The sequence below is a fragment of the Pedobacter sp. FW305-3-2-15-E-R2A2 genome (assembly GCF_038446955.1).
Lineage (GTDB): Bacteria > Bacteroidota > Bacteroidia > Sphingobacteriales > Sphingobacteriaceae > Pedobacter.
Genome location: NZ_CP151803.1, coordinates 310206 through 329058 on the forward strand (window position 1 = coordinate 310206; position 18853 = coordinate 329058).

18 protein-coding genes and 1 tRNA gene are annotated in these 18853 nt (G+C 40.9%); 8 read left to right on the plus strand and 11 right to left on the minus strand.

Features of this window, described 5'->3' with window-relative positions:
- Nucleotides 1–138 precede the first annotated feature (138 nt).
- Nucleotides 139–1410: a hypothetical protein gene (locus AAFF35_RS01190; protein WP_342330510.1), complete on the plus strand. Its 1272-nt coding sequence runs from the start codon at nucleotides 139–141 to the stop codon at nucleotides 1408–1410.
- A 68-nt stretch (nucleotides 1411–1478) separates the two neighbouring features.
- Here AAFF35_RS01190 and AAFF35_RS01195 read toward each other — a convergent pair whose 3' ends face one another.
- On the minus strand, nucleotides 1479–1649 hold the full coding sequence (locus AAFF35_RS01195) for a hypothetical protein (RefSeq protein ID WP_342330511.1): 171 nt from the start codon (nucleotides 1647–1649) through the stop codon (nucleotides 1479–1481).
- Nucleotides 1650–1694: 45 nt separating this feature from the next.
- Nucleotides 1695–2465, minus strand: a complete 771-nt coding sequence (locus AAFF35_RS01200; RefSeq protein ID WP_342330512.1) for a hypothetical protein — start codon at nucleotides 2463–2465, stop codon at nucleotides 1695–1697.
- A gap of 495 nt (nucleotides 2466–2960) precedes the next feature.
- Between AAFF35_RS01200 and AAFF35_RS01205 the strand changes: the two genes are divergently transcribed.
- Complete coding sequence (locus tag AAFF35_RS01205) at nucleotides 2961–4922, plus strand: TlpA disulfide reductase family protein (protein WP_342330513.1); 1962 nt, start codon at nucleotides 2961–2963, stop codon at nucleotides 4920–4922.
- Between the two features lie 81 nt (nucleotides 4923–5003).
- Here the strand turns inward: AAFF35_RS01205 and AAFF35_RS01210 are convergent.
- Nucleotides 5004–5077 (minus strand) — tRNA-Asn (locus tag AAFF35_RS01210).
- Between the two features lie 319 nt (nucleotides 5078–5396).
- On the opposite strand from AAFF35_RS01210, the gene AAFF35_RS01215 reads away from it, so the two are divergent.
- Nucleotides 5397–5807, plus strand: a complete 411-nt coding sequence (locus tag AAFF35_RS01215) for a BrxA/BrxB family bacilliredoxin (protein ID WP_073237885.1) — start codon at nucleotides 5397–5399, stop codon at nucleotides 5805–5807.
- Between the two features lie 337 nt (nucleotides 5808–6144).
- Here the strand turns inward: AAFF35_RS01215 and cdaA are convergent, their stop codons facing one another.
- Nucleotides 6145–6936: a diadenylate cyclase CdaA gene (gene cdaA, locus AAFF35_RS01220; RefSeq protein ID WP_073237882.1), complete on the minus strand. Its 792-nt coding sequence runs from the start codon at nucleotides 6934–6936 to the stop codon at nucleotides 6145–6147.
- Between the two features lie 27 nt (nucleotides 6937–6963).
- The gene (gene folP / locus AAFF35_RS01225; protein WP_342330514.1) at nucleotides 6964–7821 is read right to left on the minus strand and encodes a dihydropteroate synthase; all 858 of its coding nucleotides are present in this window, start codon (nucleotides 7819–7821) and stop codon (nucleotides 6964–6966) included.
- A gap of 56 nt (nucleotides 7822–7877) precedes the next feature.
- Here folP and AAFF35_RS01230 point away from each other — a divergent pair, with 56 nt between their 5' ends.
- The 4 genes from AAFF35_RS01230 to AAFF35_RS01245 are packed head-to-tail and all read left to right on the plus strand — an operon-like array spanning nucleotide 7878 to nucleotide 11180.
- Nucleotides 7878–8420 carry a DUF1599 domain-containing protein gene (locus tag AAFF35_RS01230; protein WP_342330515.1) on the plus strand — a complete coding sequence of 181 codons (543 nt, stop codon included), beginning with the start codon at nucleotides 7878–7880 and terminating at the stop codon, nucleotides 8418–8420.
- Nucleotides 8420–9610 (plus strand): BT_3928 family protein, encoded by a 1191-nt coding sequence (locus AAFF35_RS01235; RefSeq protein WP_342330516.1) that lies wholly within the window; start codon nucleotides 8420–8422, stop codon nucleotides 9608–9610. Before AAFF35_RS01230 ends, AAFF35_RS01235 begins: the two co-directional genes overlap by 1 nt.
- Nucleotides 9611–9613: 3 nt before the next feature.
- The gene (locus AAFF35_RS01240; RefSeq protein WP_342330517.1) at nucleotides 9614–10669 is read left to right on the plus strand and encodes an ABC transporter permease; all 1056 of its coding nucleotides are present in this window, start codon (nucleotides 9614–9616) and stop codon (nucleotides 10667–10669) included.
- 4 nt (nucleotides 10670–10673) lie between these two features.
- Complete coding sequence (locus tag AAFF35_RS01245; RefSeq protein ID WP_342330518.1) at nucleotides 10674–11180, plus strand: shikimate kinase; 507 nt, start codon at nucleotides 10674–10676, stop codon at nucleotides 11178–11180.
- Here AAFF35_RS01245 and AAFF35_RS01250 read toward each other — a convergent pair.
- Nucleotides 11177–11575, minus strand: a complete 399-nt coding sequence (locus AAFF35_RS01250; protein WP_342330519.1) for a hotdog domain-containing protein — start codon at nucleotides 11573–11575, stop codon at nucleotides 11177–11179. The genes AAFF35_RS01245 and AAFF35_RS01250 overlap by 4 nt on opposite strands.
- 73 nt (nucleotides 11576–11648) lie before the next feature.
- Nucleotides 11649–12098: a DoxX family protein gene (locus AAFF35_RS01255; RefSeq protein ID WP_342330520.1), complete on the minus strand. Its 450-nt coding sequence runs from the start codon at nucleotides 12096–12098 to the stop codon at nucleotides 11649–11651.
- Nucleotides 12099–12598: 500 nt separating this feature from the next.
- Here AAFF35_RS01255 and AAFF35_RS01260 point away from each other — a divergent pair, with 500 nt between their 5' ends.
- Nucleotides 12599–13315, plus strand: coding sequence for a TetR/AcrR family transcriptional regulator (locus AAFF35_RS01260; protein ID WP_342330521.1), 717 nt, complete (start codon nucleotides 12599–12601; stop codon nucleotides 13313–13315).
- Here AAFF35_RS01260 and AAFF35_RS01265 read toward each other — a convergent pair.
- The 4 genes from AAFF35_RS01265 to AAFF35_RS01280 all read right to left on the minus strand — a co-directional run bounded on the left by AAFF35_RS01265 (nucleotide 13281) and on the right by AAFF35_RS01280 (nucleotide 18632).
- Complete coding sequence (locus AAFF35_RS01265) at nucleotides 13281–14081, minus strand: tRNA pseudouridine synthase A (RefSeq protein WP_342330522.1); 801 nt, start codon at nucleotides 14079–14081, stop codon at nucleotides 13281–13283. The genes AAFF35_RS01260 and AAFF35_RS01265 overlap by 35 nt on opposite strands.
- A gap of 4 nt (nucleotides 14082–14085) precedes the next feature.
- Nucleotides 14086–16050, minus strand: a complete 1965-nt coding sequence (locus AAFF35_RS01270; RefSeq protein WP_342330523.1) for a family 20 glycosylhydrolase — start codon at nucleotides 16048–16050, stop codon at nucleotides 14086–14088.
- Between the two features lie 69 nt (nucleotides 16051–16119).
- Entirely contained in the window at nucleotides 16120–17541 is a 1422-nt protein-coding gene (gene dacB / locus AAFF35_RS01275; RefSeq protein ID WP_342330524.1) for a D-alanyl-D-alanine carboxypeptidase/D-alanyl-D-alanine-endopeptidase, read from the minus strand.
- A gap of 98 nt (nucleotides 17542–17639) precedes the next feature.
- Nucleotides 17640–18632 (minus strand): aspartate-semialdehyde dehydrogenase, encoded by a 993-nt coding sequence (locus tag AAFF35_RS01280; RefSeq protein WP_342330525.1) that lies wholly within the window; start codon nucleotides 18630–18632, stop codon nucleotides 17640–17642.
- Between the last annotated feature and the right edge of the window lie 221 nt (nucleotides 18633–18853).

Consider the following 18853-nt stretch of genomic DNA (forward strand, 5'->3'; position numbering starts at 1 on the left):
TGTTATTCTTTGATTTGCCGAGAAAGAGTTATTTATGTTTAGTATTTTGATTGTTATTGTTTTTAATTTAATGTTTTTGTGTCAAATATTGTTAATATTTCGAATATTCATATCTTTATTTAAAATTAAATTAAAATTATGAATAAATATTTATCTTTTGTAGCGTTGTTGTTGCTGTTTTCATGTTCAAAGGAAGCTTCTTTAGAGGAGAAATCTGCTTTAGTCAAAAAAGACGGAAATTCTATATCGTTAAGCGAAGCGATTTTGCAGATTAAGGCTTCCACTAAACAGTCTTCATCTGGAATTGCACATTTGGGTGCCGGAAAATCAGTTAGCGTCGATTTAAGTTCATTAGCAACTGGCTGTTTTGATCGAAATGATGTTTCTGAGGTACAGCTTTTGCGTACTCACGGAAGTGCTGCGATTATACAGCCGTATCATAATATGAATAATAAATTTGTAGCTATGTATGTAAGAAATGCTACAAATACCTTAGCGGGGAGTGGATACGCTGTGAAGTATCCATTTAAGCATGGAGCAATATATACCATTTCAGTAAATGTTAAATATGATGCTTATGAGGTTGAAGGGGATAAAGTTCAGTCTCCTAAGAGAAAGCCAATTCTTCAGGCGCAATTGTCAAATGATATCACAGAAAGTAATACAGGTTGCACAACATCCAGCCCCGTGAATTTGAATAATTTTACAAATAATGGGATTGTGCATCAATTGCCTAACGACAATGGAAATATGGTTCATTCCTTCACTTTTACCCCAGATAAATGTTTTGACTATTTACGTTTTAGTGCATTGCCTAACTCAGGTAATTCCGCAGGAGCAGTTTGGACTGGGGATCTTACAATTTTGGAAACGAAGGGGCTGGATATTATCGGTCCGGAGATGTTAAACACGAATCAGGAGTCTCTATACAAAGTAGAATATAACGGTTTTCCGATTAATTCTAATTTCAATTGGGCGGTTACAGGTGATTTACAGATCATTGGCAATGCTGTGGGGCCTAATGTACTGATTAAGGCAAGTAGTTTAAAGGGAGGAACTATTGTAGCGAGTTTAAATGGTTGCAATATATTGTCTAAGGTTATCGAAAATACGGAGATGGTCCTCCCTCATGTTCAAACGTATGGCCCGATGTATGGAGGTAGCCCATATAATTATAGTGTCAGTAATGTACCTAATGCGACCAGTTTTACTTGGGAGGTAGGCCCTGGCGGGCAAATTTTAAGCGGTCAGGGTGATAGGACTGTTGTAATAATATTTGATCAGATTTCAGAAAACACTTATGATAGAGATGTTTCCATTTCAGTTACGGCGCATGGTCCCTTTGGCTCATCTCCCCGGGCGACCAGTTATCAAACCATACGCGGATGTAATAGTTGCCCAATACAGTAAAATAAAAAAGCCTTTCATTTTGAAAGGCTTTTTTATGCAAAGCAGGTTTTCGTATTAAACGAAAGACACTATTCTATGAACCTGCTTCCGGTACTCTCCGAAAATACCACCAGCAGGTCATATCCGTTAATCCATTCTTTCATGTGTTCAGAGATATTAAGGTCCTTAAAGCAGTTGTATCCGGCAACGCGGGTGATGATGAAGGACATTGGGGATATAAAACGTGTTTTGTCTATCATGAACTGGACGCATCACCAATGGAAAGCAAACTAAGGGACCTGAACCTAAAATTTTATGAGTAATTTTTCAGAATTAAGCTGTCCATTGCTATAGTATTCAAAAAACCAATCTCCATTCTTTTTAAGTACGATGCCGTTAGAAATACCGTTCTCTGCAATAAAATAGTCCTGTACTGAGGTTTTAAGCAGAGTTAGAACTTTTTTTGGTGTGGTATCTATCAGTTGAAATCCGTTCGCAGTTGGTTGGGCATATAGCGTTCCTGCGGCTTGGGTTGTGGCTACTGCCAGCGCTTCTTTTGCAACGGGGATAGATTCTGCGGCTTGTTTTACAGCAGGGGCGACTGTTGTGGCAACCACTGCCTTTTGCTGAGCCGGAGCATTTGTTGATCCGTTGTAGGCATACTCAGTCTCTGTCAAAGAAGTAAATGCATCTCTTAATGCAAGATTATAAGATGTTTTAAACTCTTTCTCTCTGCTTTTTCCTTCTTTGCTTTTAAAAACAATATTCCCTTGACAATCCTTTAGCAAAAGGCTGAGGTTGGTGGTGAACATTCCATTCTTTTCTAATATATCGGTAGTCAGTGCAGTACATTTATTATTGGCAATTTCAGCGGGTAGCTCCGCGTTGTCAAAATATACAGTGAATCCTTTTTCTTCTAAGAGCAATTTGGTCAGTGTGTTCAATCTATATTGATCATTCTGCTTAAGAAAGTTGAACTTTTCAGGTACTAGAACATATTTATAGTTATTAATCGTATTCTGGGCAAAGCCTGAAAAGGGGAGCACTAAAATGAGTAATAAAAGGTACTTTTTCATATTAAATTATTCTAAATCAGTTAATGAGTATCATTTATAGCTGCCACAAATGATCGTAGCACTATCTGAGGTATAAATATAGTTTTTTATTGCTTTAAGGATATACTTTTCAATTTTTTAACGCCGACCTAAGTGTTGGCTGTTTGACAGCGGTTCTCTTCCATTCTTCGAACTTCGCCCTCAGGCCCTTAACCGCATTCATTGTTTCGCCCTGTTGATTGAAAATGAGGTTAATTCCCCGCGCTTTTCTGTCACCACAGCGTTTATCACCCCCATATTCGGCCTGCTTCTAAAGCGAGTATCAACACATCCTGTATGTTCAAGGATACCTTTCTTGCGGTGATACATCAGCAAAGGTCATTTGAAGCCCTTTGTTCGGCGCATTTTTATTGCTCATGCCCTGTACGACAATTGCACCTTTGCCAGGAACAATCGCGCCAATGCCATAGACACTAAAGTTTACAACACATTTTAGATCTTTCAAGAACAATTTATATGAAACAAACTAAATATTTAGTTATATTAGATGTAAACCTAAATACAATGAAAAAACTTTGTTTAGTACTGCTACTACCAATGGCGATATCTGTTTCATCATTTGCCCAAACGGTTACATTTCTGCCTCCTAAGCCGGAGCAAGGGAAACCTTTAAAATTTGTTTACGACCCTAAAGGAGGCAGTTTATATCAACTCCCTAATTTAGCTTGCAACGTTAAAGCCCTTTCAAGCCCTGGTTTTCAGTCTAACATTCCTGTTAAACTCACAAAGGTAGGAGCTGTTTATGAGGGGGAATTTACGCCAAAAGATTCTACCAACCTGGCAGTACTGATGTTTAGTGCAGGTGATGTCAAGGATGATCATCCGTCTGGCTATTACACCAAATTTTACAAGAATGGCAGAGCAACTCCGATGAGCATATTTTTAGAAGGATATATATCTACCGGTTCTGAGAGAGCTTTTGCAAAGATCAAAACAGATTTGCCGAAGGCTTTGATGTTTTATAAACAGGCATTCGATGCAGATCCAGAGCTAAAAGAAACGTACTTCAACAAGTATCTGTTTTTCTCCTTTAGTTTAGATAAAGTTAAAGGAGAAAAACAAATTCTTGAAACTATCACACTTTACAACAAGCTCAGCCCTTCAGAAAACACCTTAACCAAAACTGCGGAACTATATGCCATCATTAAAAATAAAAAAGCGACAGATTCAGTTTATCAGTTAATTAAAACTAAGTACCCAAGAGGACGCTATGCATTAAGTTCAAGTCTGGCTGAGATAAGGGCCCTCAAAAAGGCTGATGATAAAGAGAAAAGACTGAATGAGGTATTGACAGAATTTAATCTGGATATTAATAAAGACGCTGACGCCGCGAAAGTCGCCCCGGTTTTTTCTGGTATGGGAATAGCATTTCTTATGGTGAACAATTATCAGAAGGTTGAGTTTTATATTGACAAAATCGAATCTAAGCTGATGCGTGCTGCTTTGTACTCTTCATTTTGTAGGAATAAAGAAACAATAAAGAGCAATTTGCCATTCTACGCCAAAATTTCTAAAACATCTCTGGAGCTTGTGGAAAAGGCGAAACAAGAGGAAGAACCGGCATTCTATAATTCCAGGGCAGAGTATTTGAACTATTTAACTAGCAATTATATCATGTATGGAGCTGTATATGCAGGGGTGTTGGATGTGATGGGGAAAGATGCCGAAGCTTTGGCTTTAATGGAAGACGTGGTCACTAAAGATGACTTCTCGAGTTTGGCAACGAATATGAGTTATGTTGAGTTATTGGTAAAGAATGGTAAAAACAACGAGGCTAAAGCTTATGCCGAGCGGATGGTAAGAGCGGGACAAACAAATGAAAAGCTGGAAAAAATACTAAAATCTCTATATGCAGAAAATGTAAACTTCGCGTCCCGTTATGGAGATCTGGAAAAGAAAGCAGACAGTACGCGAAATGCAGATTTTGTGAAAAAAATGATCAATATTCCGGCGCCAACATTTACCTTAAAGAACTTGAAGGGTGAAGCGGTAGACTTAGCCGCACTAAAAGGTAAAACAGTCATTATTGATTATTGGGCAACCTGGTGCGGCCCTTGTATCCAGTCCTTCCCCGGGATGCAAATGGCTGTAGAAAAATATAAGAATGATCCAAATGTGGTTTTCCTATTCATCAACACCTTTCAAAAGGAGGAAAACAGAGAAGAAGTAGTCAAAGACTGGATGTTAGCCAATCCAAAATATACGTTTAATGTTTTGCTCGACAACAAAAAAACTGAAGATCCAGAACAATTTGAGGTTGTTAACAAATATAAAGTCACCGGAATTCCTACTAAATTTATTATAGATGCTAATGGAAATATCCGATTTAAAATTGCTGGCTTTGATGGTACGCCTGAAGCGACAGTAAAAGAGCTGGATATCATGATTGATCTCGCAAAAGCTAGAGTTGGAAAGTAAGTATAATCTGGACGCAGCTTGGAACGGTTTCTTAAAAACAAAAAAGCCTTTCAGTTTTACTGAAAGGCTTTTTGCTATTTGCTCCCGAGACTGGGCTCGAACCAGTGACCCTCTGATTAACAGTCAGATGCTCTAACCAGCTGAGCTACTCGGGAATCCTTCGATTTGAAGAAATCTGGTTTTGTAAACAAAAAAAGATCCTCTTTTTTCGGAGTGCAATATTAGAGATTCTGTTTCAATTTTAAAAGAGCTCCGACCAGTTTTTTTGAAACTTTTTTTTAAGCGCTTATACCTGTGTGGATTAAATATCAAAAAAAGCAGTTTTAATGAAGGTAAAGCGCTCCGCCTACCTGATGAAATCATCAAACTCTAAGTAATTTAAAGGTAAAATCGAATCCGCATCTCATCTATTTCTTTGATGCTAAAGACTTGTACTGTACATTTGTATGGATTAAAGAATTAAAAATAGAAAATATGTATCCTGAATATTTAGTAGAACCTATGCGTGCAGAACTTACTAAAGTAGGTTTTGAGGAGTTGAAATCTGCAGCTGATGTGGATAGTGCCATCACTGGCGAAGGGACTGTATTTGTAGTAGTAAACTCTGTTTGTGGTTGTGCGGCAGCAAATGCACGCCCTGCAGCAAGGTTAGCAGCAGCAAATGAAAAACATCCTGATAAACTGGTAACCGTATTTGCAGGTATGGAAAAAGAAGCTGTGGACAGAGCAAGAGGTTACATGTTGCCTTTTCCTCCATCTTCGCCATCTATGGCTTTGTTTAAAGATGGTAAGTTAGTTCACATGATTGAACGTCATCAAATTGAAGGCAGACCTGCACAAATGATTGCTGATAGCTTAATCGGCGCTTTTGAGCAATACTGCTAATCATACAAAAATATCTTAAAAAGGGTCTGGTTAAATAATTAATCAGACCCTTTTTTATAAAGACCTTCCTGGTCTTTGCGCGCTATATTTCAATTTTCTTCTGAGTAAATATTTAAGGTAATTTCCTCTTGGGATGCCGCCGGGGCAAGTCTGTATTGACTCCACGCTTACTCCATAGTCAGTACAAAGTGAGTCCACCTTTTTTCCGTAAAAACGTGGACTCACCGTGGACTCACTGTGGACTTACTGTGGACTCAGTACGAAGCCATATCAGCGGAGGTCAGGACCGATCCCAGCCTCATCCAAAAATGAATACAGAATTAATTAAAAGGAAATGTTAGAAATCTTTATTGAGCAATTTCTCCAGTTCTCCAAAGGAAACGTTCATGCGTACACGACCCTGTTTGGCATAAGCAATTTCTCCGGTTTCTTCAGAGATGATCACTGCAACTGCGTCGGTAGTTTCAGAAACCCCGATACCTGCCCTGTGGCGCAAGCCAAACTGAGGAGGGAGTTTATCGTTGTCTGTTAATGGAAGGATACAACTTGCACTTTTGATTTTATTCTCCGCAATCACTACGGCACCATCATGAAGCGGGCTATATTTTTGAAAAATGCTTTCCAGTAATCTTTTAGATATTTTAGAATCGATGATCTCACAGCTATTCGCAAAAAGCTGGTCGTCATAAAACTTGACAAATACAATCAGGGCCCCGGTGCGTGACTTCTTCATGCTTTTACAAGCATCAATAATTGGCTTGATCCGAACAAGGTTATCCCGCTCAATGTTCTTACTTCCGAAGAGGTAACCCCACCAGGCTTTATTCTGCTGGAGAAAGGTGTTTTTCCCAATCATCAGTAAAAAACGCCGGATCTCCGGCTGGAAAATCACAATGAGGGCAATGATCCCCACACTCATGAATTTATTGATAATGGTAGACAACAAACGCATATTCAACTGGTCTACTGCAAACCAGATAATCAGGATGATCAGCATACCCAGCAATAGATTTACAGCAAGGGTATTCTTGATCAGGTTATAGATATAGTAAATGAGCAGGGCAACAAAAATGATGTCTGCTACATCTGTTAATGATACTTTTAGAAAATCGAAATCAAATCCTTTCATTATCGCCAAGTTAGGTATTTTTTGAGATTAATGTGACCTGGTCTTTTCCACCAAAGCGATACATTCTGCCGCTGCCTTAACGTCATGAACCCTTAATATATCTGCTCCTTTCATTAATGCGATGGTATTTAACACCGAAGTGCCATTGAGTGCTTCTGCCGGGCCGCCGCCTAAAAATTTATAAATCATTGATTTTCTAGAGAAACCAACCAATACGGGCAATTCGAAAACATCGAGATCTTCCATTTGGTGTAACAACTGATAATTTTCATCGGTTGTCTTTGCAAAGCCAAATCCAGGGTCGAGGATGACGTCTTTGGCGCCTAATTTATGAAGCTCAGCAACCCTTGAAGAGAAATAATCTACCAGGTCTAAGCCAATGTTGGTATAACCCGTTTGTTGCTGCATCGTCTGAGGGGTTCCCCTCATGTGCATCAGAATGTAAGGAACTTGTAAATCTGCAATGGTCTGGAACATGGCTTCATCCATTCCTCCTCCTGCAATGTCATTGATCAGGTGAGCCCCCGCTTCAATACTTTCTTTAGCCACCTTTGCGCGAAAGGTATCTATGGAAAGCCAGGCTTCAGGGAATTCCTTGCTGAGCAATTCTACAATGGGCACAATACGGTTTAGCTCTTCATCCGTACTGACCTCGGCCGCGCCGGGACGGGAAGAATAGGCCCCGATATCGATATACTTAGCACCCTCATTTAGAAAAGTTTCCGTTCGCTTTAAGGCATCATCGGCAGTGCCAACCCTGCTGTTGTTATAAAATGAATCCGGGGTAAGGTTCAGGATTGCCATCACGGCCGGCCGACCTAAATCTGCCAGCTTACCTTTTAGGTTTAGTGTGGTCTTTCGGTTTAAAAATGTATCTTTAGCCATCGTATAATACAAAAATACGGTATTTAAATAGCTTTAAACTAAATATTTTAATTGTTTTGGCAACAAACACAGCTCAAGAATTCGATTCAGTAATCGCGATTTGTAAATCGCTTTTTTTAAAGAAAACAAAGGACTATGGAACCGCCTGGAGAATCCTCCGGTCATCCTCTATTACAGATCAGATTTTCATTAAGGCGCAACGCATCCGCACGCTGGAAGAAAAGAAAGTCTCGAAAGTAGGAGAGGACATCAGCTCCGAATATATTGGCATTATCAACTATTGCGTCATCGGGATGCTGCAGCTGGAATTGAAAAGCGATGATCCTTATGAAATGGAAGTTGACCAGGTGGAAGCCCTTTTTGATGAAAAGGTGAACCTGACCAAAGAACTGATGATGGCCAAGAATCATGATTATGGAGAAGCATGGAGAGACATGCGCACGAGCTCATTAACGGATCTGATCCTGATGAAAATCCTCAGGGTCAAACAAATTGAAGATAATTTTGGTAAAACACTGGCCTCTGAAGGCATTGATGCCAATTATCAGGATATGCTCAATTATGCTGTTTTTGCATTGATTAAACTGAAATTGAAATAATGAAGAAAATTGCCCTGAATTTTGCCCGGATATTTGTTGGAGTACTGTTTATATTTTCAGGACTCATTAAAGCCAATGACCCCCTGGGTTTTGGCTATAAACTACAGGAATATTTCGATGAATTCCATAACATCTTTTTAAAGTTTATAGGCTCAGATGCAGGAGGAAGCTTTTTCTTAAGCGAGATGGCTACCGGAATTGCGATCCTGCTTTGTGTGCTTGAAATCGTATTGGGTGCTTTACTGCTTTTTGGTTTCTGGAGTAAAAAAGTAACCTGGGGCCTGTTGGGGACAATTATATTTTTCACTTTTCTAACTTTTGTCTCTGCATTTTTCAAAATCGTGACTTCCTGCGGATGTTTCGGTGATGCCATTCCTTTAACGCCATGGGAATCCTTCTCCAAGGACCTGGTGCTGCTGGTACTGATTGTATATCTTTTCCTTCATCATAGTTTGATTAAACCAATTACCGATAAACCAGGCATACAAAAAGGGGTGTTGGCAGGGGTGTTGGTATTGTCGACTTTATTTAGCCTCTATACTTATCGCAGGCTGCCCATTCTGGACTTTCTCCCTTATAAAGTGGGTGCAAATATCCCCGAACTGATGCGTATTCCTCCGGGAGCACAGCCAGATGAGTTTCAGATCATGTACAACCTGACGAACAAGAAAACCAAAGAGAAAAAGGTGATGAGCGATAAGGAGTACCTGAAAACAGAAATCTGGAAAGATGACAACTGGGAAATTGTAGGAACACCAGAGAAAAAACTGATTAAAAAAGGATATGAACCTAAGATCAAAGATTTAAATATCAGTGATGGTTCAGGTACGGACTATACAAAGGAACTGATAGAAAATCCTTATTACAACCTGATTATTGTTGCTTACAATCTGAAAGATACAGATGAAGAGGGCATGTCTGCCTTAAATGCGATGTCTTTAAATGCAGCAGAACAATTCAACATCAGAACGGTATTGCTGACTTCAAATTCTGCGCAGGATGCAGCTGTGTTTAGTAAAAAGATGAAGTTGTTTACGGAACTCTTTTATGCAGATGCGGTGCCTTTAAAGAGTATGGTCAGGGCTAATCCCGGTGTCCTGTTGCTAAAGAACGGGGTGGTTATCAATAAATGGGCGTATAATGCCATGCCTTCTTTTGAGGAGCTTTCCGAAAAATATTTCAGTAAATAACCCATGTTGCAGTACGCCATCAAGAAGTTTTTATACGGATTAGCGGTCATGGCCGGGGTGGTAAGTGTGGTGTTTGTACTGTTTAATGTATTACCGGGAGATCCGGCGAGAATGACCATGGGCCAACGTTCTGATGTGCAATCTCTGGAAGCGGTACGCAAAGAATTTGGCCTGGATAAATCCAGGCCGGTTCAGTTTTTCTTATACCTGAATGACCTTTCTCCTTTGAGCATTCATCCTGACAATAAAGAGAGCCTGGAGAAATACCATTACCTCAGGCTGGTTGGAGTCGGGGAAGAAGTAATTGCCCTCAAATGGCCTTATCTGCGCAGGTCTTATCAGACCAAGAGGGAAGTGACCTCTATTCTAAGGGAAACGGTCCCCAATACCTTTATTCTGGCCTTAACGGCAATGATCTTTGCCACCATCATCGGCGTCTTTCTAGGGGTGCTTTCTGCGGTCCATAAAGATACCTGGATTGATAAAACGGCAAATTCTTTCGCCATTTTGGGGATTTCTGCTCCTTCTTTTTTTGCAGGCATCATTATCGCCTGGTTATTTGGCTTCGTATGGAGTGATTATACCGGATTAAATATGTCGGGCAGCTTATACAGTTATGATCCTTTTAAAGGGGAAATCATGACCTGGAAGAACTTATGGTTGCCGATGTTGACCCTAGGTTTAAGGCCATTGGCGATTATCGTTCAGCTCACGAGAAGTGCAATGCTGGATGTATTGGCGCAGGATTATATCCGCACGGCCAGGGCGAAAGGTCTGGGAAGAAATGCAATCATTTATAAGCATGCCCTAAAAAATGCCTTAAACCCTGTGATTACGGCTATTTCAGGCTGGTTTGCCTCCCTGCTGGCGGGATCTTTCTTTGTAGAATATATTTTTGGTTACAATGGCTTGGGAAGAACCACAGTGACTGCTTTGGAAATGTCAGATTTTCCGGTAGTAATGGGCTCAATTCTTTTTATTGCATTTATATTTGTGCTGATCAATATATTGGTAGACGTATTATATGCCTTTGTTGATCCAAGGGTAAAACTCGCTTAAAAGAATGAAGATATTTCTGATTGGATTTATGGGTTGTGGTAAAAGCACTTTGGGAAGAAAGCTGGCCACTAAACTGGGATATGATTTTATTGACCTCGATCAGCAGATCGAAAAACAAATCGGCATGTCTATCGGCGCTTATTTTGCCGCCAATGGCGAGGCTGCATTCAGGGCATTTGAGCGTAAAACCTTGCAGGAATTCAATTATCCTTCCAATTGTGTCGTGGCAACAGGTGGCGGTGCACCCTGTTATTTCGATAATATGGAATGGATCAATAACAATGGAACTTCAGTTTACATAGAAATGTCTGCCACTGCTTTGGCCAGACGTCTGGAAAATGGAAAAGATAAACGCCCATTGTTAAAGGATATGAATCCAGAGGAAATGATTCATTTTATTGAACACAAGCTGGAAGAACGTAATCCCTTTTACCTTCAGGCAAGCTTAAAAGTGAATGGAATCAGCCTTACACCGGACGACCTCAGGGCATTGCTCTTGTCTGACGTTTAATTGTTTTCTTTCTCGAACTGTTCCTCAATAAATTTGATGTGGGTTTTGCCATGAGCAACAGGATTGCCATCTTCGTCAACATTCACAAATACCATTTTATCGATGGTCAGGATGCTTTTTCTGGTGATTTTATTTCTCACCTCACAGCGCATGGTTAAGGAAGTGTTGCCAAAATCCGTTGCGGTAATCCCCATTTCAATAATGTCTCCCTGTTTTGCAGAGCTGACAAAGTTAATTTCTGAGATGTATTTCGTTACGACCCTTGGATTGCCCAATTGAACGATGGCATAAATCGCCGCTTCTTCATCGATCCAACGAAGCAGGCTCCCGCCAAATAAGCTCCCGTTAGGATTTAAGTCTTCTGGTTTTACCCATTTTCTGGTGTGAAAATTCATAGTACTGATTTTGCTCAAAAATAAGCTTTTAGCACCTATAGAATCTCACAGGGGCGTAATAAAGGAATCGGTTTTATCGTCTCGGTTTCCGCTTCATCTGATGATCCACAGAAAAAGGACCTGATCCGATTACCCAGAACAATACCAATAACAAGAGTACGATTATGGATAACCATAATTCTGAATTCAGCATCGAAAATCCTCTGGATAAGTTGACAAAAAATACCGCGCATAAAAGGATCGGGATCTGTATGACTACCGCAAACCTGGTTAAAAGACCGAGTGTGATCAGTATTCCTCCTACCAGATGTACAAAACCTACAATATGTATGGCCACACTGGCCATCATTCCTGAAAAACCAAATACATTGTTTTGCAGTAACAGGTCCTGAAGAACGGCGGTATTGCTTACGATAGCGATACCTTTAAAGAAAATAAGTATGCCTAAAACAATGCGGATTACGTCAAGCCATTTGGCATGATGTACATCACCCCAGTGCTCAATTCTCTGAATAACAGTCATGATAAACCTCCTTTTTAAAAATGCTTATTGAAGTTACCGAGAAAAAATGAGATAATCAATAGTTTATACGGTGAGTTCTTACTATTGCAGTATTATGTTTCTTTTTCTATATTTATGGAGAAATTATTAGTCAGATCATCTGATTTATCTATATATCGCAAAAATTCCCGCTCTCAGACCTGTACCATTGAAAAACTCATGGCATTTATGCGTTTGTGGCCATGCATTCAACAAAACGCATCTTAAATAAGATTCAATACTCCCCCCCTATATTGAATAATCCCTCCTCATGGCGTCTGTGATTAAATGCCATGAGGTTCGTATCTTTATCTTCCTGAGTTTTAATGTGGCGAAGATCAGACCAGAGGAGAGGCTCCTGAAAAATAATCTCTCGATCGTCGCGTTATTTCCCTTGAAAAATAATTTTTATTCCTAAATTCCCTCAAAAAACGTCGATTTCTTTGAATTGGCGCTGATTAACGCCGCTTCAAGATAACAAAATGGACTTTTCAAGAATCCCCCCTGTTGATATGGCTGAAAAAGTAATTGAAAAACCTGTAAAAAACCGTCTGCTAACGGAACGTAGACTTATTGATGCCGTAGGATCGATCATCAGAACTCAGGGATATACCGGGCTGGGTGTAAATGCGATAGCAAAAGAAGCAAAGGTGAACAAGAAATTGATCTACCGGTATTTTGACAATGTAGAACGTCTGATTGAAACGTATGTGATTGAAAAGGATTACTGGCTGTCATTTAACAATAAGATTCTGAGTCAAATAGATCTTAAAGACAAAAAAAACAGCATCATCGACAACTACGTTTCCATCCTGGAGAAGCAATTCGAATTCTTCTGGAATGAGGATGAGATGCAGAAGATCATCTTATGGGAAATTTCTGAAAGCACGGAGTTGATGGACAGTGTTTCCAAGGTCCGTGAAGAATATGGAAATGCACTTCTGGCTTTATCAGACCCTTACTTTAAGAACTCCGCAGTGAGTATGCGTGGAGTTTCCGCTTTATTGGTGTGCGGGATTTATTATGTCGTCCTTCATGCAAAGAAAAACGAAAGCACGATTTGTGGCCTGGATATCAATACGGAAGAAGGCAGGGCTGAAATTCAAAAGTCTTTACGGCAAATCATAGAATGGGCCTTTCATGCCGCAAAAACTAAAATCAAACCTAACCGAACTGATCGACCTGATTCTGCAAAATAGCAGAGAATTCTGTTCTTGGCGGGAGGTTCAGGTAAGGATAGGTCACTTTAGATAAATATAATCCCTGCGGATGGGCAGGTGTGATCAGTAGGGGTGTTTCTTTACTGATCAGGTAATGCTCAAATTGATCCACACTTAACTCTCCTTTTCCTATTTTCAGCAATTGGCCCATGATGATGCGGATCATTTTGCTCAGAAAGCGGTTCGAAGAGATCTGGAACCGCAGGCGGTCTCCGGAACGGTCTACGGTCAGGCCAGCTGACATTACATTACAGATTGTATGTTCGTATTTATCCGGACTGGTACAAAAAGGCCGGTAGTCTTTGTATTGTGGCAATAAAGCCGCAGCCTGTTGCATTTTATCAATGTGCAGGTCTTTCAACAGGTAAAAAGCACTCAATCCGTTTAAGAAGGGACTTTTATAGGTGTGGATAAAATAGTCGTAGCAGCGCTGTACAGCGTCAAAGCGGGCATGTTGCATGCCAGTCATAGGAATGATGTCAAAAATGGCAATACTTCCGGGTAAGAGCTTATTTAGCCTGAAAACAAGATCGAAGTCCCAGGGCTGTTCAATGTCCATATGAAAGAAGAACTGGCTGGCATGAACCTGTGCATCTGTTCTGCCGCATCCATTGATAAAGACCGGAGTTTTCAGCACCTGGGTTAAAGCCTGTTCCAATACGCCCTGAACATTCAGAATCCCGGGTTGTTTTTGCCATCCATTAAAATGAAGGCCATGATAGCCAATATGTACGAAATACCTCAATGTCCTATTTTCTTGCTCTCTTGTTTAACTCATCAACCGGCATGTTCAGCATTCTTCCTACAGGTTCTTTTCCCTTGTAAGTGATCACTCTTAACATTCCGGCATCTTTTGGTACGCTTAGCTTCTCGGTATATTTAGGATAGAAACGATCCGGGAAGGAGTTGTCAAAACTGTAATAAATGTCCAGTCCCGCTACTTCTGTACTCAATTCAACCAACAGCTGACGGTCTGCAGATCTGCTGACTTTAAATATCGGATCATATACACTAGGTGCATATTTGGTTTCTGCGATGTCGAGTCTTTTGAAATGCTGCTCTACTCTCCCAAAGAAATTATTCCAGTTTTTCTTTTCTCTCGGCGACCATACCGATTCTGCAATCGCCATCCCCCTTGGCCAGGTCATATATTCTGCCTGTCTGATGTTGTACACCTGCTCTGTCCATAAATTCGCTTGTCCACCTTTGATGTATTTCGGATCTACACCGGCTGGAATAGGGTCGAACTCATAAGATTTACTCAACCGCAATGAAGCGTAGACTTTGGGCTCAGTGATGACATCGGCCTGCATATAATCTAAGTATGCATAGGTGGTAGGGCTCATCACGACATCATGTTTCTTTAACGCCGCTTCGGTACCGTATTTCATTCCCCTCCAGCTCATCACCGCAGCACTCGGCGACATGTTGCCATCCAGAATTTCATCCCAGCCCATGAATTTTTTGCCTTTTGATTCTACGATGCCCTGCACACGTTTCTCAAAATATCCCTGAACTTGGTGCATGTTTTTTAAACCTTCCTTTTGCATCAGGGCCTTAATGGCATCACTTTTCTCCCAGAAGTTGAAAGGGGCTTCATCGCCACCCATGTGCAGGTATTCGAAAGGGAAAAGTGCAGCAACCTGTGTAATTACGCTGTCTAAAAAGCTGTATACTTTTTCATTGGCCGGACAAAGGGTATTGTCTACCAACGCTGTTGGAGGCGCTCCTCTGGACCAATCCATAATTCTTTCTCCGGAACGAACGCGGTAGTTTTCTGCGCCTGGTGTACAGGACAGTTCCGGATAAGACGCAATAGCGGCGAGGCTATGTCCCGGAACATCAATTTCCGGCAGGATGTTGACAAACCTTTCCTGTGCATATTGTACGAGCTCTTTGATGTCTTCCTGCGTATAAAAACCACCGTAGTTACGTGGCTCATCCGGTCCGGGTACACTGAAATTGCCAAATTCTCCGGTTTTTTTGACACTCCATGCACCAACTTCAGTTAGCTTGGGGAAACCTTTGATTTCTATTCTCCAGCCTTCATCATCCGTTAGGTGCAAATGAAGAACGTTGTATTTATAGCGAACCATGGCATTAATGTATTGTTTCACCTCTTCTTTTGTAAAGAAATGACGGGCAACATCAAACATTAAACCTCTCCAGCCTACGCGGGGGTAATCTGTGATGTCTACACAAGGACTTTTCCAGTCTATATCTTCTACGGCTTCTTTGCTTTCTATCTCTTTCGGAAATAACTGAATCAGACTTTGTGCCCCATAATATAGACCTGCTGCTTTGTTTGCTTTGATGACAATATGATTGTTGCTTACAGAAAGCTGATACCCCTCATTTCCTAAAACAGGATTGGCCTTATCGTTTAATACAAGTTTGATCGTTGGCGTAACACCAGCAGTAGGATTGACTACTGAAACGTAACTGCCTGTAGGAATGGAAAGCCTTTCTTGTAAAAATGCGATCACCTGTTTCAGTTCCGGGTTTCCGGCCGACTGGATCGTGACATTGGCCGGTAAAACGAAGTGACCTTCATTTTTAACTACAGAAACGGGTTCAGGGATGATGGCGATTTCAGAAGGAATATTAGTTCCGGCAGCTGCCTCGGCGATGTTACCGGATTCAGGAGCGATTGCCTGCGCAAAAGTATAGGTGCTCATCAGGCAGCAGGATAAAAACAGGAAGAATCTTTTCATAGAACTGGCTAACAGTGTATTTCGAATTTTATAAACGGGCGCAATTTATCAATAAAAAGACAAATAATTTTATTTAAGCGCATCCAGGACCTTGAACAGCTTTCTGCTGATGCCTGATCCTGAATAATTATTGATGTTAATGACAATGATGTATTTGTTGCCGGATTTATCGGTATAATATCCTGCATAGGCAGAAACATCATTGATGCTGCCGCTTTTTAGCTTCATGCCGTTGTTTTCCGGAAGCGATTTATAATAGTCTGGAAACCATTCTTCTTTTTGTGATTGAAAGAGGATACTGGCCATCGCTGTTGCGGTTACTCTGGTTGCAGGAGAGAGGCCACTGCCATCCATAATGTTCAATGCGCCTTTGTCCAACCCTTTGCCTACCCAGAAGTTGACCTCGGCCTGTGCGCCGTTTTTTGTCGTAGGCTGTTTCCCGGATTTCCAGGCAATGGTCCTGAGCAGGTGCTCTCCGTAAAGATTGATGCTCTTTTTGTTAAACCAATAGACCATCTCGCTTAAAGAAGGAGAGGAGATCGTGAGCAACTTCTGACTAACAACGGGTAAAGCCTGTTGGTCAACCGCCAATAGTCTTGCTGTAGTTACCCCTGATTGGGTGTTGATACCGATTCTTTTCAGGGTATCCTGTAAACGGAAAGCCGCATCAAATGCAGGGTCAGGAAGAGCTGCAGAAACACCTGATTTAGAAATACCCAGCGCCCAGGTGCCACGCAGATAAGCAGTATTGCTGTAAGGCGGAAGGTAAGCGTAAACATTATCTCCGGTTCCTTCAGAACCAGCTTTCAGTTCATTTACGATTTTCAGGTAGGGCATTTCAGGAACAACTTTCAGGACAGAGACCTCATTTTCTGCCGATCTGCTGGCTTTAAGATGGATGTCAAACTGATTTTCGCGCCAGCTAAGGGCTGAAGGGCCTGCACCGTAATAATTCCCTATGTCCTGCCAAATCCAGCCGTCGGGTGTACTTTGACTGCCCCAAATGCTATCATCACCGATGATTCTGCCTTCTATTTTTTTAATCCCTGCGGTTTGAATGGCTTTCAGCCATTGGTCAAGCACGCGGGCTTCTTTACTGCTTTCGTATCTCCAGGAGCCGAGGGTGGGATCGCCACCACCGATGATCAGCAGATCGCCTTTTAAAGTCCCATCCGCAGTAATATTTCCACTATAGGCCAGTGTGGTCTGGTATTGAAAATCTTTACCGAGTAAGCTGAATGCTGTAGCAGAAGTAATGGTCTTTAACGTTGATGCAGTAGCAAGTCCGAGATTTTCATTCCTCCCGAAAATGGTTTTCCCGGTGTTTGCATCGAGCACACATAGGGCTACGATGCCATACTTTGCCTGTGGATCTGCAATTAAGGTATTATAAGCCTGTTCCAGCTTTTGTGCCGGACTTTGACTTTGTGCAGCTACATATTGCTGGATCAACAGAAAGAATAACAGGGATAGTTTTTTTGCAGTACTCATCAAAACAGCTTTGTTTAATAGGGACATTAACGAAAAAAGTGATGTACAGATTGCCTTGACCAGCTTTCCATACATCACTTTGTGATTTTATTTAAAGATTAAACCAATCCTTTTTTTACTAAGAATTCAGCAATCTGAACCGCATTGGTTGCTGCACCTTTACGCAGGTTATCTGCAACGATCCACATGTTCAGTGAATTTGGCATAGACTCATCACGTCTGATCCTTCCAACAAATACCTCATCTTTTTCATGGGCATCTTTTGGCATTGGATACTTCAGGTTGGCAATGTCGTCTACGACAATGATTCCTTCTGTTTTCTCTAATAATTCTCTTACTTCAGCTACATCAAATTCATTTTCAAATTCAATGTTTACAGATTCTGAGTGACCACCCATTACCGGAATGCGGACCGTAGTTGCCGTTAAGCGGATACTGTCGTCACTCATGATTTTGCGGGTCTCATTGATCATTTTCATTTCCTCTTTTGTGTATCCGTTTTCTACGAAAACATCAATCTGAGGAATTACATTTAAGTCGATCGGGTAAGCATAAGCCATTGGTCCATCCATGATGCCTTTACGCTCGTTCATCATTTGCTCTACAGCCTTTACTCCGGTACCGGTTACCGACTGATAGGTAGAAACAACAACACGTTTGATCTTATATTTATCATGTAATGGTTTTAAAGCCACTACCATTTGTATGGTCGAACAGTTTGGGTTTGCAATGATCTTATCATCAATAGATAATTCATGGGCATTTACTTCAGGAACAACAAGTTTCTTTGAAGGATCCATGCGCCATGCAGATGAATTGTCAATCACGGTAGTACCTGCCTCAGCGAAACGTGGTGCATGTTCTAAAGAGGTGCTTCCACCGGCAGAGAATAATGCAATATCAGGTCTCATTGAAATTGCAGTATCCATGCTTACAATCGCGTACTTCTTACCCTTAAAAGTGATTTCCTTACCAACACTTTTTTCGGATGCAACCGGAATTAACTCGGTTAACGGGAAGTTACGCTCTTCTAACACTTTTAACATTACGGTACCTACCAGACCGGTGGCGCCTACAACTGCAATTTTCATTTTTTAAATGGTTTTTTTAATCGTTTTTATTTAATTTATATAGTATTCAGTTTTTATAATAAGTTCTTTATTTTCAGTGGTCTGAGTAGGTCTCAGATTTTTCAAATATGGTGATTTTTTTACGCTTTTTGCTCCCCAAGAACTTAAAACTTGCATTTTGATTTGTTTTTGACAGCTGATCTTTCTTTTTTAGGTAGGATGGAGGCTGAAATGCGAATTTC

Excerpts from the sequence above, each read along its gene's own strand:
- AAFF35_RS01250 (WP_342330519.1), bottom strand. The coding sequence starts at position 11,575 with ATGAATTTTCACACCAGAAAATGGGTAAAACCAGAAGACTTAAATCCT.
- folP (WP_342330514.1), bottom strand. The coding sequence starts at position 7,821 with ATGGCTAAAGATACATTTTTAAACCGAAAGACCACACTAAACCTAAAA.
- AAFF35_RS01195 (WP_342330511.1), bottom strand. The coding sequence starts at position 1,649 with ATGATAGACAAAACACGTTTTATATCCCCAATGTCCTTCATCATCACC.
- AAFF35_RS01215 (WP_073237885.1), top strand. The coding sequence starts at position 5,397 with ATGTATCCTGAATATTTAGTAGAACCTATGCGTGCAGAACTTACTAAA.
- dacB (WP_342330524.1), bottom strand. The coding sequence starts at position 17,541 with ATGAGTACTGCAAAAAAACTATCCCTGTTATTCTTTCTGTTGATCCAG.
- AAFF35_RS01200 (WP_342330512.1), bottom strand. The coding sequence starts at position 2,465 with ATGAAAAAGTACCTTTTATTACTCATTTTAGTGCTCCCCTTTTCAGGC.
- AAFF35_RS01235 (WP_342330516.1), top strand. The coding sequence starts at position 8,420 with ATGAAGAAAATTGCCCTGAATTTTGCCCGGATATTTGTTGGAGTACTG.
- AAFF35_RS01280 (WP_342330525.1), bottom strand. The coding sequence starts at position 18,632 with ATGAAAATTGCAGTTGTAGGCGCCACCGGTCTGGTAGGTACCGTAATG.
- AAFF35_RS01240 (WP_342330517.1), top strand. The coding sequence starts at position 9,614 with ATGTTGCAGTACGCCATCAAGAAGTTTTTATACGGATTAGCGGTCATG.
- AAFF35_RS01205 (WP_342330513.1), top strand. The coding sequence starts at position 2,961 with ATGAAACAAACTAAATATTTAGTTATATTAGATGTAAACCTAAATACA.
- AAFF35_RS01245 (WP_342330518.1), top strand. The coding sequence starts at position 10,674 with ATGAAGATATTTCTGATTGGATTTATGGGTTGTGGTAAAAGCACTTTG.
- AAFF35_RS01270 (WP_342330523.1), bottom strand. The coding sequence starts at position 16,050 with ATGAAAAGATTCTTCCTGTTTTTATCCTGCTGCCTGATGAGCACCTAT.
- AAFF35_RS01260 (WP_342330521.1), top strand. The coding sequence starts at position 12,599 with ATGGACTTTTCAAGAATCCCCCCTGTTGATATGGCTGAAAAAGTAATT.
- cdaA (WP_073237882.1), bottom strand. The coding sequence starts at position 6,936 with ATGAAAGGATTTGATTTCGATTTTCTAAAAGTATCATTAACAGATGTA.
- AAFF35_RS01190 (WP_342330510.1), top strand. The coding sequence starts at position 139 with ATGAATAAATATTTATCTTTTGTAGCGTTGTTGTTGCTGTTTTCATGT.
- AAFF35_RS01255 (WP_342330520.1), bottom strand. The coding sequence starts at position 12,098 with ATGACTGTTATTCAGAGAATTGAGCACTGGGGTGATGTACATCATGCC.